Origin of the sequence: Glutamicibacter protophormiae, from assembly GCF_014647495.1 — a bacterium.
GTDB lineage: Bacteria > Actinomycetota > Actinomycetes > Actinomycetales > Micrococcaceae > Glutamicibacter > Glutamicibacter protophormiae.
This window is the reverse complement of sequence record NZ_BMPH01000021.1, coordinates 1-15,244: the sequence shown is the minus strand read 5'-3', so window position 1 is coordinate 15,244 and position 15,244 is coordinate 1. Positions and strand designations below refer to the sequence as shown.

Genomic DNA, 15,244 nt, shown 5'->3' with positions numbered 1-15,244 from the left:
TTCCCACGACTTGATAGGCCTGAGGACACCATGACAACCCTGAACGACGCCCGGCCGCTGCCGGCCACGGGCCCCATCAACACCGGCCCCATTGCCCTGGACAACCACGCGGACGGCCAGCTGGAGGCCCTGTGGGCGGCGGTGGTCCCCGAGACCCGCGCCCGCGGCAACGACATCCACCTGCCCATCTCCCTGTCCTTCGCCCGCCGGCTGTGCGACGCGCACCCGGAGGCGGACCGCACCTTGGTGCTGGTCGCCACGCTGCTGCACGACACCGGCTGGGCGCACGTGGACCAGGAGAAGATCATCTCCGACGGCTTCCGCGGCGAGTGGCGCACCGCGGACATCCGCTACGAGCACGAACGCGAGGGCTGCCTGGTGGCCCGCCGCGTGCTGCCCGCCCTGGGCTACGACGCGCAGTTCATCGACGAGGTCTGCACGATCATCGACGGGCACGACACCCGCCCGAACGCCTACACCCTGGAGGACGCGCTGATGCGCGACGCGGACCGGCTGTGGCGTTTCGACCACGCCGGCATCGCGCTGGCTTCGGGCTGGTTCGGGCAGAACCCCGCCATGTACACCGACCGGCTGGAAACCGAGATCATTCCCGAGCTGATCACGCAGGCAGCGGTGGAAATGGCCACCGCAGACCTGGCCCGCTCCCGGGCCCTGCTGCGCACGGCGGTGCTGCGATGAGCACGCTGACCGGAGCCGCAGCCCGGCGCGAGGAACTGCTGCTGCCCTACCGCCATGTGGACACGCACTTCATCGGCGGCGGGTGGACGCGCTCGCGGGGCACCGGACGCATCGAGGTCACCGACCCGGCCACCGGCGCCGTGTGGGGTTCGGTCCCCTCCGGCGACGCACAGGACGTGGACACCGCGGTCCGCGCCGCCCACCACGCGCTGCATTCGGCGCCATGGAAGGGAACTTCCCCCTCCGAGCGGGCCGAGCTGCTGCTGCGCATCGCCGCGGAAATCGAGCTTCGGGCCACCGAACTGTCGCTGACCAATACGCTGGAAAACGGCTCGCCGGTCTCCGAAACCGGCGGGGCCGCGGCGAATGCCGCGGGCATCTTCCGGTACTTCGCCTCGCTGGCCCCGCTGCTGGAAAAGGAGGACCTGCGCCCGTTCCCCAATGGGGCCGGAGAGTCCCTGGTGCGCCGCGACCCCGTGGGCGTCTGCGCACTGATCGCCCCGTGGAACTTCCCGATCAACCTGATGGTCATCAAGCTGGCCCCGGCATTGCTGGCGGGCTGCACCGTGGTCATGAAACCTGCCTCCCCCACCCCGCTGTCCTTCCGCATCATCATGGATGCACTGGACGCCGCCGGGGTCCCTGCGGGCGTGGCCAACCTGGTCACCGGCCCGGGGCGGCTGGGCGATGAGCTGGTGCGCCACCCGCTGGTCTCCAAGGTGGCATTCACCGGGTCCACCCCGGTGGGCCGCAAAATCGCCGCGGCCTGCGGCGAGCTGCTGCGCCCGGTCACCCTGGAACTGGGCGGCAAGTCCAGCGCGCTGGTGCTGCCGGATGCGGACCTGGGCCTGCTCAGCTCGAGGCTGATCCGTTCCTGCATGCGCAACACCGGGCAGACCTGCTACATCTCCACCCGCATCCTGGCACCTGCCGAACGCTATGACGAAGTGGTGGACGTGGTGGCCTCCACCATTGCCGAGGCCCCGCAGGGCGACCCGCTGGATCCTGCCACGGTCTTCGGGCCCTCGGCCAACCGCAGCCAGTACCAGACGGTGCTGGGCTACCTGGAGGCAGGGCATGCCGAAGGCGCCCGCGCGGTGACCGGCGGCGCCACGGCGCAGCTGGGCGGAGACCTGGCGGACGGGTTCTTCATCCAGCCCACGGTCTTCGCTGACGTCACCCCGGACATGGCGATCTCGCGCGAGGAAATTTTCGGTCCGGTCATCACGGTGCTGAAGTATTCTTCCGAGGACGAAGCCGTCTCCCTGGCCAACAACACCGAATTCGGCTTGGGCGGCCTGGTCTTCGGCGCAGACGAGGAACACGCCCTGTCAGTGGCCGAGCGCATGGACACCGGCAGCGTCGGGGTGAACTTCTTCGCCTCCAACCACGCTGCCCCCTTCGGCGGACGGCACGATTCGGGACTCGGCACCGAGTACGGGCCGGAAGGACTGGCCGCCTATCTGAGCTACAAGTCGATCCACCGGCAGGCGCGGTAGATCAGGCTGGTACATACTTGAAGGCGTTCATCCGGAGTTGTGGCCGGATGGACGCCTTCGTCATGTCCCGCTGTACAGACCTGTGCGCGAACACCTAGGTTGGAAGTGCGATCCTTCGAACGTCCTACCGGGTGCCAACGCACCAGTGACGTGGAACTACAGCAACGAGGAACAACCCATGAAAACGCCGATTCCTGACTACCTCGACGAGCTGCTCGACAGCCTCCGGGCGGACACCAGCGGAACCACCGCCCAGTACATTCCCGAACTGGCGCAGGCCAACCCGGATCTCTTCGCCCTGTCCGTCACTACGGCGACCGGCAGCACCTATTCCGCCGGGGACCACCTCGAAGAGTTCACCATCCAGTCCATCTCCAAGCCGTTCGCCTACGCTGCGGCCATCATGGATCGGGGCCTGAACCGGGTGCTGCGGTCCGTCGGGGTCGAGGCCTCGGGCGAGGCCTTCAACGAACTGTCGCTGGAGGAAGGGACCCACCGGCCGGAGAACCCGATGATCAATGCCGGGGCCATCATGACCCACGGCTTGCTGGTCGCAGAGGATGCCAGCAGCGAGGCCCGCGTAGCCCGGGTACTTGAATTGTTCTCCCAGCTGGCCGGACGTGAACTGTGCATCGACGAGACGGTGTATGCCTCCGAAATGGAAACGGCGGACCGCAACCTCGCCACTGCCCACATGCTGCGCAGCTACGGGATTCTCGGCGCAGACGCGCATGAGGTGGTCTCCGGCTACACCCGCCAGTGCTCCATCCTGGTCACCGTCGAGGACCTGTCGCTCATGTCGGCGACGCTGGCCAACGGCGGCGTGCAGCCGCGCACCCGCGAACGGGTGCTGAGCGAGGGCATCGCCCAGCAGGTCATGTCCGTCATGGCGGTGGCCGGCATGTACGACGCGGCCGGCGACTGGCTCACCCGGGTGGGAATCCCCGCCAAGAGCGGCGTGGCCGGAGGACTGGTCGGGGTGCTTCCCGACCAGGTGGGTATCGGCGCGTTCTCGCCGCGGCTCGATGCCCACGGCAACAGCCAGCGGGCGGGCCGGGCCTTCGAACGCCTCTCCACCGACATGGGCATGCACTTGTTCGCACCCAGCAGCGGCCAGCTGGATGTGGTGGACGTCCATCAGGAAGCCACCCGCGAGATCTTCGTCCTGCAGGGCAACGTGCAGTTCACCGCCGCCTCCGAATTGCTGGATTTGATGGCGGCCTCCACCTCGCGCACCGCGGTGCTGGTGGACATCTCCCGCGCCTACTCCTTCACCTCGGTGGCCCGCCGGATGACCTTGGAAGGATTGCGCCGGCTGCGCTTGGATGGACGCAGGATATTCCTCAACGACCCGCTGCAGGTTCTGGCCGCTCCGGATCTGGGCGACGGGACCTACCCGGAAACGCCCTGAATTGGCAAAACGCTCGGCCTTGGTTCCGGCGTTCATCCAGCCGTGAATTGGTTCGAAAACTAGCTATCCATTCACTCTGGACTGATGCAGACCCGGGTGCTTGGCTAGCACCTTGCCTACCTACAACATTGGATATATTGTCGGTTCACTTTCAGCCGACTCCATCAACCACACGTCGTCCAAGACGCTGGGGAAAGCACCTTTTTTTGTCCACCGGCAACACCAGCATGATGTCTGCATTGAGGTGGAGAGACAACCGGCAATGGCTAAGGGTCGGCTCTCGGTGCTTTCTCTGCCATCTTATTAATCACCGGTGACAGAACCAGGTATCCCACAGTTGCGGTGACAGACGCTATCAGTGCCGCTTGGTATTCGGTCATTACCAACCTGTAGCAGCCGAGCAAGACGACGAAAGATAGAAGCGTTTGCAATGTCTGCGTCGCGACTTTGCTCGCGCTATTGAATACTTTGAGTACGATTCGATCGGATATTTCGCCTAGAACCAGGATGACCAGGACAAAAACTATGGTCAGTAGTGGCGACCAGAGAAGGATGCCGTTTTTAGGCGCACCGAGTTGTGGGAACCACAGCGGCGTGAAAAACCCAAGTAGTACTGGCAGTCCAGCTGCAAGAGTAACGAGCGATAGGTATAGCCCAAGTCCGAATTTTTCTGTTGGCTTCAGTGTGCTCATTGGTACCTAACGTTGTTGGCTTGTTTAGACCCCTGCGCAGATGACAATCCAAGTGGCAGTTGCCGAAGCTACGTCATATGGGACGCCAGGGCCATGAGGCCGGTGATGATGGGTCCCTCTTGCCGGTTTTCGAGGCGTTCAGGGAAATCGGCGAATTTGTTTGCATATGATCGTAGTTTTGCTGGGATCGTATCCGATGCGAAGCGAAGTGCTGCGATTGCACCTTTTCGCGAGCGACGTGACGATGATTGCTGGCTGGGCAACAATGGCAGACCCAGATTTTCTTGCTGCCATGACGTTTGCTACTTGTACTGAGGACACGTCGGAAGCAGCGGAAGCTCGCTTGGCGTCAGCACCAGAGCAGAAGCGGCTGAAACTGCTACGGGGATGCGAAGGATTCTTGACTTGAGCTTTTACCCCCGTCCTTGTGTAGCGGCTTCGCTGGCCCCAACGAGCCTATGGCTTATCTCGACAGCCTGTAAATACTACTTTTGTAGGAGGTCTAACAGGGACTTCCTGGTCCTCCTCAGTTGGTTTGCATATTTTATGAGGGTTGTTCCAAGAAGAATGTACCTAGCGGACCGCTCAGGATCGCGGGCTACTTCCGTGTTTCTATGGACAAGTCAAACATCAGTCCTGAAATGCCAAGTGCAGCACTTAAGTTGGAAGCACTTCTCAGGGTTACGGGCTAACTCCGGTTGAATAGCTTGCTTGTCTCGGTGGCGACGGTCGAAGGGCACATCGGGAATCGAGACCTCTTTGGCAGGGCCTGACAGCGCAAGGATGCCGTGGCCAACCTGCCGCTGAATGCAAAAACGCGCTTGGATCCGCGTCATGACGCGGATCCAAGCGTATTTTCCATTGGGCCCGGGCTAGGCTTCCGACCCCGCCGCCTTGGTCTGGTCGCGGATCTGGCCGACCAGCTCGGCGAGCAGGTCTTCCAGGGTCACGATGCCGGTGACTTTGCCGGAGGCGGTGTCTTTCACCAGCGCAAGGTGGGCGCCGCTGCTCTGCATCTGCTGCAAAGCGGTGCGCACCGGCTGTTGCGCTGTGAACTCGGGCAAGGCGCGCACTGCATCCTGTTCCAGCGTCCGGGAGCGTTCGGCGGCACCGCGTCCCAGCACGTCCTTGATGTGGACGTAGCCCACCGGCTGGCCCTCCTCGATCAGCGGGAAGCGGGAGAAGCCCTGCGCCGCGGCCTGTTCCACCTGGGCTACTGTGCTGCTGCGCGGCAGGGTGCGGACCTTGTCGAAGTCTATGGCCACCGAGTCGATGCTGTGCGCATCGAAGTTCAGCGCACCCATCAGCAGCTGCTCGTCATGGTCATCCAGCAGCCCGCCGGAGCGCGACTCCGCCACCATGTCCGCCACCTCGTCACGGGTGAATGCGCTGGCCACCTCGTTCTTCGGGGTTACGCCCAGCAGGCGCAGGAACAGGTTGCCCAGCGCGTTCATGGTCCACAACACCGGGCGCAGGATCTTCACCAGCACCACCATGCTCGGGCCTAGGATCAGCGCCATGCGCTCCGGTCCGGCCAGAGCCATGTTCTTCGGCACCATTTCAGCCAGCACCACGTGCAGGTAGGTCACCAGGATCAGGGCGATGGCATAGGACAGCGGATCGATCCACGACACCGGGATGCCCATGGCCTCGAACGGCCCGGCCACCGCGTACTTCACCAGGGGCTTGGTCACGTAGCCCAGCGCCAGGGAGCAGACGGTGATGCCCAGCTGCGCGCCGGCCATCACCAGGGAGACGTTCTCAATGGCCCACAGGGTCATCTTGGCGCTGCGGCTGCCCGCCTGCGCCTTGGGTTCGATGATGCTCCGGCGGGCGGAGATCAGCGCGAACTCGGCGCCGACAAAGTAGAAGTTGGCCGCCAGCAACAGCACGGTCACGATGATTCCGGTCAACTCGCTCATCGCTCCTGCTCCTGTTCGTCCAGCTCCACCGCGGTCAGTTCCACCGTGGCGATCCTCGAACCATCCATTTCGACCACCGTGAAGCTCAGTTCCTTTTCGGGCTGCCCCGGAAGGCCCGGGACCACCAGCGTCGCCTGGTCGCCGACTTCGCCGAGCTTGCCCAGCTGCAGAGTCACGAGGCCTGCCAGGGTTTCGTAGTCCGCGTCGCGCGGGATCTGGCAGCCGACTAGTTCGTTGGCTTCATCGGGGCGCAGGGCGGCATCCAGGATCCACGAGTTCTCGCCCAGCACCGTGACGGTACCGTCTTCCGGGTCGTGCTCGTCGCGCACTTCGCCGACGATTTCCTCCACGAGGTCCTCAAGGGTCAGCAGTCCGGCGATATCGCCGGTCTCGTCGATCAGCACGGCCATCTGCAAATCCTGGCGGCGCAGCTGGTCCATGAGCTCGTCCAGTTCCACGGTGTCGGGAACCAGCGTGGCGTCCTCGGCCAGGGTGCCCACCGCGGTGGTCTTACGCTGCTCGTAGGGCACGGCCAGCAGGGTGCGGATGCGCACCAGGCCGTCGACCTGGCGGCCGTCGTCGCTGAGGATCGGGAATCGCGAGTGGCCGGTCTCGGCGGCGAGCTGGAGCACCTCCTGCACGGTCTGCTCGGCGGCGATGCTGACCATGCGCGAGCGCGGGGTCATGGCGTCGTGGCCGCGCCGGTTGCCGAAGGCCACGGTGCGGCGCATCAGCTCGGCGGTCTGCGAGGGCAGCACGCCTTTGCGGGCCGAGTGGCCCACCAGCGCCACCAGTTCCTCGGAAGAGCGGGTCGAGGCCAGTTCTTCCTGCGGCTCGATGCCGAAGCGGCGAACGATCCAGTTGGCGTTGCCGTTGAAGAACAGCAGCAACGGCTTGGTTACGGTGCTGAATCCTCGTTGGAAGCCCACCACGGCCTTGGCGGTGGCGAAGGGCTTGGCGATGGCCAAGTTCTTGGGCACCAGCTCGCCGAAAACCATGGTCAGGATGGTGGCCAGGACCAGGGCGATAGCCACGGACACCGAGCGCGCCAGCGCCGGATCCAGGCCCGCATCCTGCAACGGGCCCACCACCAGGGCCGCGATGGCAGGCTCAGCCAGGAAGCCGATGCCCAGGTTGGTCAGGGTGATGCCCAGCTGGGCGCCGGACAGCTGCGTGGACAGGGTGCTCATGCCCTTCAGCACGCCGGCGGCCCTGCGGTCTCCGGCATCCGCGGCCTGCTTGACCTGGGTGCGGTTGACCGTGATCAGGGAGAATTCGGCCGCCACGAACAGTCCGCATCCCAGTATCAGGATGACGGCCAGCAGCAATGATATCCACTCCATTATTTACACCCCCTGCCGCAATGCGTCTGTACGGCATCCTTGCCGGGCAGAGGGTTAGGCCTGTGACATCTACTGTCGCCTGAAGCGTCCATCATTCCCTTCCGATCGGAATATCTTCCTCCGATCCAAATATTTGAATATTAATTATGCTGGATGCCGTAAGCCGGAAAGGCCAGATTTGCAAGAGTTTGCCAGATCCCCTGCCGGCTCACAGCCAGCTCAAATCTGCGCTCTGCGCCGACTGGCCGTGACCTGGCAGAGTTTACCCGATGGGTCCTGGCTGGGGTTCAGGCCCGGTCCGCCGTCCCCGCCGCGGACCTCCCGCTGGCCAGGGCGCCCTGGATCGACGGTTGGGTGGTGTCCCCGGCCAGGGTGACCCCGGGCAGATTGGTTTGCAGCAGCTCTCGGCCCGGTGCCAGGGCCGGCAGGGCCTCCGGGATGTCGTGGCGCACCAGCAGCCGCCACTGGGGGCGCGCCTCGCCGAGCATTTCAGCCGCCTGCTCCAGCGCCGTGCTCTCGTCCAGCCCGTGTTTCCCGACGGCGGTGGCCTGCACCAGGTGCCAGCCGGCCGGCGCGTAGGACGGCGCGATATTGGAGATCACCGCCGCATGGGTGAGCAGCGCGCCGTCCCGCACGTCCAGATGCAGGAAGGGCAGCGTCGAGGGGCGGCGCGGCGCCGCAAACCACCAGGTGGTCAGCGAATTCATGGGCGGTTCAGGCTGCCCGGACAGCCGAGCGCTGTGCTGCGGCCCGGCGGCGATGATGACGTGCTCCGCTGCCAGTTCGCGTCCGGAGGCGCAAAGCACCCGCACCCGGCCGGGTCCGTCCACGGCAACGGACTCTACGGGAGTCGACAGCTGGATGTGCTCGTGCAGCGGTTCGGCCAGCTGGTGCGCAAGGGCCGCCATGCCCTGGGCTGGCAGTGAGGGCCTTCCGACGGCGAAATACCACGACAAGAGGCGGGCCAGCGTGGCTGGCGCCCGCAGCTGGGGATCGGCCACGACCCCGGAGAAGAACTTCTCGATCACCTCCCGGAAGGGGGCGGAGAACCCTGCCTGGTCGATGGATTGGCGCAGCGTGAGCGACGGGTTGCCGGCGATGCGGATCCACCGCAGGACCGCCGGGATATCCCGCGCTCCCACGGTTCCGCCGAGCAGCTGCGCGGCATGGGACGGGTGGCGGAAGGGATCGGCCAGCACTTCCAGCGAGGACTCCCCGCGCAGCGCCACCCCCTTGCCGAAGGGCTGCAGGTCCAGGTGGCGCAGCGACACGGCGCGCTTGGCGTCCGGATAGCTCGGGTTCAGCAGCTGGAACCCGCGGTCGCAACGGAATCCGTCAATGATCTCGGTGGCCACCCGGCCGCCAACCCGGTCTGCGGCTTCCAGCACGGTGACGTCGTGGCCTTGCCCGAGGGCCACCCCGGCCGCCCGCAACCCCGCAAGTCCTGCCCCGACAACTACCAGCTTCACGAGCTTCTCCCTTGTTATACGGTCCCTGGGACCAGCAGGTACGGGGCGCCAGCGGCCCCGCGGTTGCTCCAAGGGTAGCCACGGGGTTTTGCGCAGTCACCTCCTGCGCCACTCAACCCAGCCCGCGCCAAGAAACCTCAGGACAAAGGGAAACGCCCCGGCACTGTCAGGTGCCGGGGCGCAGTTCAGCTGGCCGTGCCTAGAGTTCGACGACCTCGAATTCCATCAGGTCCGCGCCGCTGGCGACCGGCTGCTTGCCGTCGTTGTGCGCATGGGCGGCGCCCGAACGCTTGTCGCGCCAGTTCTCGAAGTCTTCGCGGGTGGCCCACTGGGTGTAGACGAAGTAGCGGTCCTCGCCGTTCACCGGGCGAAGCAGCTGGAATCCTTCGAAGCCCGGTTCCTGATCCACGGAATGCTTGCGGGCGGCGAAGCGCTTTTCCAGTTCCGGCCCGGCTTCGCCCGGAATCGACAGGGCATTAATGACAACAATCGACATGTCTCACCTTTCGTGACCCGGCAGAATCCGGGGATGAATGCTACATTTCCCAGCCTACGCCCGCGAACTCTTTTCCCGCCGCGCATGACGCAGCAACTGGCCTGCTCGCTCCGGCCTCACAGCTTCGCCACCGCCTCGAAGAGCAGTGTCCCGTAGGCGGCGCTGCCTTGGGGGCCAGGGTGGATTGCGTCCCGGGCAATATCGCCAACCCCCGGCGCGGCTCCGGCCCAGTCAACCAGGTGGGTTCTGGCGTCGGACTCGGCAACGGCGCGGAATTTTTTGTTGACGCTGCCGATCCACGGCCGCGGAGCATACGCCGTGACCAGCAGCAGTTCCCGCTTCGGCCCGAGGATTCGCCGGACTTCGTCCATGGTCCCCGCGGGCAGGTCCCCGTTGGTTCCGAGGCCCAGCACGACCACTGTGCGCAGCCTGCCAGCGTTTTCCAGCTCCCGCAACCGTGCCGGGGCGTCCCAGATCTGCGCGCCGACCGAAGCCTCGATGGAAATTCCCGGCAGCTTCTTCAACAGCTGCTGCGACGAGGCGAGCATGACCGAGTCCCCCAAGGCAGTGACATCGTTCCCGGTGAAGGTCCGTGGATCGCGATCGGAATTTCGGGCTTCCTGCTGCGGCGCAATGGCGGCTGCCTCCGCTGGCCCGGCACCGCTCGCTTCAGGCGCCGGCGGGAGTTCCTGCTGTTCCGCCAAAACGTCCTGCGCCTGGGCCAGCTGCTGCTCCAACTCGCTGTGCGCCGGCGAGGCAAGGAGCACGGACACCGCGCACGCCGGAACCAGCACCAAGGCCAACAGCGGAAGCACCGCGGAAAAGCTTCCCGTCGCGCCATTCCACACCCGTTTGACCTGATCGGCGACGCGGTGGTGCCAGTCGGCAATGGCGGCTCTGAAACCGTGACGCAGAATCGGCTCCTCGACAAACCGCCAAGACAATTCGGCAGCCAAAATCACCAGCGGAATGGTGCACAGCACCGCAGCGGTCGCCGCCTGGGGCGGGAAGACCGTTGTGGCAAGCAACAGCAGCGGCCAGTGCCACAGGTACAGCCCGTAGCTCCGGCTGCCCCACCAGCGCAGGAATTTCAGGCTCAGCAGCGAGTGGACCAGGGTCCCGGGCATGTTCAGCGTGAGAACCAGCAGCGTTCCAAGCAGGCAGAAAAGCGCCATCCCTCCCCGGTAGGCCGTGGCAGAAGTATCCGGAAGCAGACGGAATCCGGCCAGCATGGCCACCAGCACCAGGACCTGGGACAGCTGGATCAACGTCCACTTCCGGCGTGGAACAGCGACGGCTGCAGACCCGCTGCGCTCGCCGAGGACGGCGCCCGCAGCTCCAAGCAGCAGGCCGAAGCCGTGCGTCCAGGTTCCGAAATACAGCACGCTTGAGTCCTTGGACGGGTCGAACCCCCAAGCCATGCTCGCCGCGGAGGCCGCGGCCAAGACCAGGATTCCCCCGGCCAGGGCCCGGCGGCTGCGCAGCAGCCAAGCCAGCAAGGCCAGCACCAGCGGCCACAGCAGGTAGAACTGCTCCTCGACGGCAAGGGACCAGAAATGCTGGAAATACAACGGTTCCATCGAGGCGAAATAACTGCTGCCCTGGGCGATCTGCATCCAGTTGCTGGTGTAGGTCACGGCGCCCACCCACTGCCAGCGCAGCCCGGCCGGAAGCTGCCCCGCAGCCAGCAGGGCCAAGGCCGTGGAAACCACCAGCACCAGCATCATGGCCGGGAGCAGGCGCCGGGCCCGGCGGCTGAAAAAGCTGCGCAGGTCGGGGAATCGACCGCTTCGCGCACCCCGGCGCAGGCCGCTGGTGATGAGGTACCCGCTCAAGACGAAAAACAGGTCCACCCCGAGGAATCCCCCGGGCAAAACCCCGGGCCAGAAATGGTAAGCGAGCACGGCAAGCACCGCAATGCCGCGCAGGCCGTCCAGGGCAAGGTTGCGGACCGGCGCCTGTGCGACGGGGTCGATTGCGCCCGCTGTTGAAGCTGCGAGGGAGACTGGTTGATTCACGGTTGCCATGTTTCCAACCCGCAACGACGGGCGGCTCCCGACCGTCTATCGGCATTCCATCGATTTTGTTACACAATCGACAGATTGAACGACGGCAGTTTCAGGCGTCGCGGCTGAAAGGTACGGGCATAATTGGCAATGCCGGTCCGCACGCAGCGGACTTCCAGCAGACCATCGAAAGGGATCCTCGTGGCCTTAAGGCGTGCACTCGGCATGCTCTGCGCACTGCTGCTGTGTCTTGGCGCCAGCGCGTGCAGCACGAACGAGCCGCTGCGGATCGAATCCCCGGCGGCCCCGACCACGCCTGCCGCGCAATCCTCCATTCCCAGCACCAGTGAGTGGCAGGCCTGGGAACAGCCCTTCTCCCCCGCGCAAGTCCGGGAGGTCCTGCTGGCCACGGACCTGAGCGCCGTGGGCACCCAGGAGAACTCCGAAGCGGACATCCGCGAATACCTGACCGAGTGCGACAAATGCCTGATCGCTCTGCCCGGCTACGAAACGGCGGGCGAAAAGTTCCAGATCTATTCCGTGGGCACCGCCGGGGACTCCTACAGCTTCGCCTCCTTCGCCATCCGCGACGACCGGGGAAAACCGCAGGTCGCGCTCGCAGTCGGCGGCTCCGACGTGTACCTGAGCGCGGGCAAGGAAGGGAGCCTTGTCGCGCAGGAAGCGGTCTACAAACCCGACGACCCCATGTGCTGCCCCTCGGGCTGGTCGGTACGCATGTTCCGCTACCAGGACGGGCACTTTGTCCAGGGCGACTCCTTCTCCAGCCCCTTCGATCCGACCCAGGAGCAGGGGGCCGAGCAGTGAGGGCCCCGGGGATCCGCATCCTGATGATCGAGGACGACGCGGTCATCCGGGAGGCCACGGGCATCGGCCTTGAACGGCTGGGCTACCACGTCCTCGGCGCCGAGGACGGCCTGGAAGGACTGGAGCTCTTCCGGCGGCTGCAGCAGGAGGACCCGGTGGATGCTGTCCTCCTGGACGTGATGCTGCCGACGATGAATGGTACCCAGGTCTGCCGCCAGCTGCGCGGCTTCAGCGACGTACCGGTCATCATGCTCTCGGCGCGCGGCGACGGCCTGGACATGGTCACCGGGCTGGATGCCGGAGCGGATGACTATCTGGCCAAGCCCTTCGACCTGCAGGTGCTCGATGCCCGCCTGCGGGCGGTGCTGCGGCGCACCGCGATGCGGCCGTTTGACGACGGCCCTCGCGAAGACCCCGTGCGGGGACCGGAGCGGCTGGACATTGATCCGCACCGGCTCGTGGTGGCGCTGGACGAGCGGGAGATCCACCTGACTCCGACCGAGATGAAGATCTTGCTGATGCTCAGCGAGGACCCGGGGGTTGTCGTGTCACGCGGCGACATCCTCTCCGACGTCTGGGGCTACACCTGGGATGCCGACCACCGTGTCATCGACGTCCATGTGCAGCGGCTGCGCCGGAAGATCGGGGCGTCCCGCATCGAGACCGTCCGCGGTTTCGGCTACCGCTTGCAGGACGACCCGTCATGAGCCTGCGCTGGAAAATCACCGGGATGACCATCCTGTCGGTCCTGCTGACCCTGGTCGTCTCGGCCCTGCTGGTGCGCCAGATGATCACGATCACCGAGGAACAGCGATTGCGCGACGAAGCCACCAGTTCGCTGAAGCAGGCGGTGCGGATCCTGGACGAGACCGGCATCAGCATCCTGGGCGCCACGGTCAACGACCCGCGGCTGCCGGCCGAAGCCCGGGACGCCGCCGTGGCCGGCCACTACATCACGTACCGCGCGAAGCTGGAGGGCCAGGAGGTCGTCTATGCGGCCGCACCGGTCAACCTGGGCACCCAGCCGGCGGTCCTGTCCCTGTCGGTGTCCTGGGCCAACAGCCAGCAGATGCGGCACAGCGTTGACACCGCCCTGATCTGGGCCGGCATCGCGACGCTGGTGCTGGTGTCGGCATTCGGCACGCTCATTGTTTCGCGTCTGGTGCTCAGGCTGTCCAAGGGTTCCCAGGCGGCGCGCGCCATCGCCTCCGGGCAGCGCCGGGTGCTGGTGGAAGACGCGATCGGCAAACCCTTCGGCGGCAAGGATGAGGTTGACCAGTTCGCCGAGGCCGTGGACGCCATGGCCCAGAAGCTGAATGCAAAAATCGCCGCCGAGCAGCGTTTCTCCGCAGATCTTGCCCATGAGCTGCGCACCCCGCTGACCGGGCTGGTCACCGCCGCCAGCCTGCTTCCCGAGTCACGCCCCACGCAGCTTGTCCAGGACCGGGTCGCCAAGCTACGCAGCCTCGTCGAGGACCTGCTGGAGGTCTCGCGGTTGGAGTCCCAGGTGGAATCGGCCCGGCTCTCCGAGCTGGAACTGGATTCCTGCGTCGCCGAAATCATCGGGCGGATCCGTGAACGGCGCCCCGAGCAGTGCGCAAACCTCGAGCTGCGGCTGCAGGCCGGCGGCGGCACGGTGCTGGTTGAGTCCAAGCGTCTTGAGCGCATCTTGGAAAACCTGATCAGCAACGCCTCGACCCATGGCACCGGGGCCATCGTCATCGGCACCCGCGGCAGGTCCATCAGCGTCCTCGACCACGGCACAGGTTTTCCGCAGGGCATCCTCGAAACCGGTCCGGAGCGTTTCGTATCCAAGGGCGGCGGCATCGGTTTGGGATTGACCATCGCCAGCGGACAGGCGCAGGCCATGGGCGCTGCGATGAAACTGTCCAACCACGGCGGCGCCCTGGTGGAGCTGGAGCTTCAGGCTCCCGCGTCAATGCCGGGGCCTTCACGCCCCGTGCGCGACGACTAGCGACCCGCCAGGCAACGACGGCATTCCCCAGAAGGTTCCGGGGAATGCCGTCGCCGATGTCGAATACGCCAGTGTCCAGCTAGCAGCGGCCGCACATCGCAACCGAAATGCCGCTGGCTCGATTGACAGCGGCATTTTTGGCATGCCACGGCGCTGGCTTGTCGGGTGGGCGTCCCGTCGCCAGCCAGGTACTAGTAGGCGCGGTCGAGCAGGCTGCGCACATCTCCCTGGAACCCGATCTCTTTTCATATTTACTCCAAGAGCGCATATGCTTTTCCCGATCTCCACGGTGACCTGCGTGGCGGCCAGCTTCTACGCACTGCTCGCCAACTGCTTCTTCAGCCGGGCAGTTTCTGCTTGCTTCATGGTTAGCTTGCCCTTCTTGGGACCGGTCTTGCCGCTGTTGCTGACGGTGTTGTTGGTGCCAGGGAATCCAGCGTCGCGCAACCGGCGGCACACGACAATCTGCGGGGACTAGAAAACTTGGGCGCAGAACGGCGGCTTGCACCGCTACATATTGCGTGCTGGCCCAGCTGGGTCGCACCAATGAATTCCCTCCGCTCTACCGGAGCCTCTCGAAACGACTGGCGCGACCCTTCAAATCCTTATAACAATCAGATTACGAGGGGTTACATCTCCTTTAAGCTCCGCAATTCCTGAGAAGATTTGCCCTTTGCAGGATCAGTAGGGTTCACTCCCCCAACGATAGGCACAGTCTAAACTTAAAAGCCGGATTGACTAGATATTATATGGAGACATCTTTTTGCCTCCCCCGGTCTTTGAATGATCCGCGAAGAAGTTTTGACACCATGCTTTAACAGTTTGACATGTGCTTTTATTCTGTTTTCTATCGGGACATCGGTGACAGTTCTGTATCAGGACATCGGTGACACTTCCACGATTAAAG

At 64.9% G+C, this 15,244-nt stretch carries 12 protein-coding genes; 6 read left to right on the top strand and 6 right to left on the bottom strand.

The genetic code is table 11. The features are described 5' to 3' along the window. Positions 1–30: 30 nt before the first annotated feature. The 3 genes from IEY43_RS17305 to IEY43_RS17295 all read left to right on the top strand — a co-directional run bounded on the left by IEY43_RS17305 (position 31) and on the right by IEY43_RS17295 (position 3,609). Entirely contained in the window at positions 31–699 is a 669-nt protein-coding gene (locus IEY43_RS17305) for an HD domain-containing protein (RefSeq protein ID WP_188950171.1), read from the top strand. After that, complete coding sequence (locus IEY43_RS17300; protein ID WP_188950169.1) at positions 696–2,198, top strand: aldehyde dehydrogenase family protein; 1,503 nt, start codon at positions 696–698, stop codon at positions 2,196–2,198. The genes IEY43_RS17305 and IEY43_RS17300 overlap by 4 nt, the downstream gene beginning before the upstream one ends. Positions 2,199–2,376: 178 nt before the next feature. After that, the gene (locus IEY43_RS17295) at positions 2,377–3,609 is read left to right on the top strand and encodes a glutaminase (protein ID WP_188950167.1); all 1,233 of its coding nucleotides are present in this window, start codon (positions 2,377–2,379) and stop codon (positions 3,607–3,609) included. Between the two features lie 266 nt (positions 3,610–3,875). Here the strand turns inward: IEY43_RS17295 and IEY43_RS17290 are convergent, their stop codons facing one another. The 6 genes from IEY43_RS17290 to IEY43_RS17265 all read right to left on the bottom strand — a co-directional run bounded on the left by IEY43_RS17290 (position 3,876) and on the right by IEY43_RS17265 (position 11,558). Then, positions 3,876–4,301, bottom strand: a complete 426-nt coding sequence (locus IEY43_RS17290; protein WP_188950165.1) for a hypothetical protein — start codon at positions 4,299–4,301, stop codon at positions 3,876–3,878. Between the two features lie 872 nt (positions 4,302–5,173). Next, a complete protein-coding gene (locus tag IEY43_RS17285; RefSeq protein WP_188950163.1) occupies positions 5,174–6,223 on the bottom strand; it encodes a hemolysin family protein in 1,050 nt (349 codons plus the stop codon). Next, a complete protein-coding gene (locus tag IEY43_RS17280; RefSeq protein ID WP_188950162.1) occupies positions 6,220–7,566 on the bottom strand; it encodes a hemolysin family protein in 1,347 nt (448 codons plus the stop codon). The genes IEY43_RS17285 and IEY43_RS17280 overlap by 4 nt, the downstream gene beginning before the upstream one ends. A 287-nt stretch (positions 7,567–7,853) precedes the next feature. Beyond that, entirely contained in the window at positions 7,854–9,035 is a 1,182-nt protein-coding gene (locus IEY43_RS18460) for an NAD(P)/FAD-dependent oxidoreductase (RefSeq protein WP_308425076.1), read from the bottom strand. 199 nt (positions 9,036–9,234) lie between these two features. Next, positions 9,235–9,531 (bottom strand): antibiotic biosynthesis monooxygenase family protein, encoded by a 297-nt coding sequence (locus IEY43_RS17270; protein WP_188950160.1) that lies wholly within the window; start codon positions 9,529–9,531, stop codon positions 9,235–9,237. A 116-nt stretch (positions 9,532–9,647) separates the two neighbouring features. Further along, the gene (locus IEY43_RS17265) at positions 9,648–11,558 is read right to left on the bottom strand and encodes an acyltransferase family protein (protein ID WP_188950158.1); all 1,911 of its coding nucleotides are present in this window, start codon (positions 11,556–11,558) and stop codon (positions 9,648–9,650) included. 204 nt (positions 11,559–11,762) lie between these two features. Between IEY43_RS17265 and IEY43_RS17260 the strand changes: the two genes are divergently transcribed. From IEY43_RS17260 to IEY43_RS17250, 3 genes are read left to right on the top strand one after another with little or no spacing between them, the layout of a single operon-like run. Continuing rightward, on the top strand, positions 11,763–12,362 hold the full coding sequence (locus tag IEY43_RS17260) for a hypothetical protein (protein WP_188950156.1): 600 nt from the start codon (positions 11,763–11,765) through the stop codon (positions 12,360–12,362). 23 nt (positions 12,363–12,385) lie between these two features. Continuing rightward, positions 12,386–13,069 carry a response regulator transcription factor gene (locus IEY43_RS17255; RefSeq protein ID WP_188950154.1) on the top strand — a complete coding sequence of 228 codons (684 nt, stop codon included), beginning with the start codon at positions 12,386–12,388 and terminating at the stop codon, positions 13,067–13,069. Beyond that, positions 13,066–14,337, top strand: coding sequence for a sensor histidine kinase (locus IEY43_RS17250; protein ID WP_188950152.1), 1,272 nt, complete (start codon positions 13,066–13,068; stop codon positions 14,335–14,337). The genes IEY43_RS17255 and IEY43_RS17250 overlap by 4 nt, the downstream gene beginning before the upstream one ends. The last annotated feature ends 907 nt before the right edge of the window (positions 14,338–15,244 follow it).

Bases quoted from the DNA above. Each gene is read 5' to 3' on its own strand.
- IEY43_RS17250 (WP_188950152.1), top strand. From the start codon at position 13,066: ATGAGCCTGCGCTGGAAAATCACCGGGATGACCATCCTGTCGGTCCTG.
- IEY43_RS17255 (WP_188950154.1), top strand. From the start codon at position 12,386: ATGATCGAGGACGACGCGGTCATCCGGGAGGCCACGGGCATCGGCCTT.
- IEY43_RS17270 (WP_188950160.1), bottom strand. From the start codon at position 9,531: ATGTCGATTGTTGTCATTAATGCCCTGTCGATTCCGGGCGAAGCCGGG.
- IEY43_RS17295 (WP_188950167.1), top strand. From the start codon at position 2,377: ATGAAAACGCCGATTCCTGACTACCTCGACGAGCTGCTCGACAGCCTC.
- IEY43_RS17285 (WP_188950163.1), bottom strand. From the start codon at position 6,223: ATGAGCGAGTTGACCGGAATCATCGTGACCGTGCTGTTGCTGGCGGCC.
- IEY43_RS17300 (WP_188950169.1), top strand. From the start codon at position 696: ATGAGCACGCTGACCGGAGCCGCAGCCCGGCGCGAGGAACTGCTGCTG.
- IEY43_RS17265 (WP_188950158.1), bottom strand. From the start codon at position 11,558: ATGGCAACCGTGAATCAACCAGTCTCCCTCGCAGCTTCAACAGCGGGC.
- IEY43_RS17280 (WP_188950162.1), bottom strand. From the start codon at position 7,566: ATGGAGTGGATATCATTGCTGCTGGCCGTCATCCTGATACTGGGATGC.
- IEY43_RS17290 (WP_188950165.1), bottom strand. From the start codon at position 4,301: ATGAGCACACTGAAGCCAACAGAAAAATTCGGACTTGGGCTATACCTA.
- IEY43_RS17305 (WP_188950171.1), top strand. From the start codon at position 31: ATGACAACCCTGAACGACGCCCGGCCGCTGCCGGCCACGGGCCCCATC.
- IEY43_RS17260 (WP_188950156.1), top strand. From the start codon at position 11,763: ATGCTCTGCGCACTGCTGCTGTGTCTTGGCGCCAGCGCGTGCAGCACG.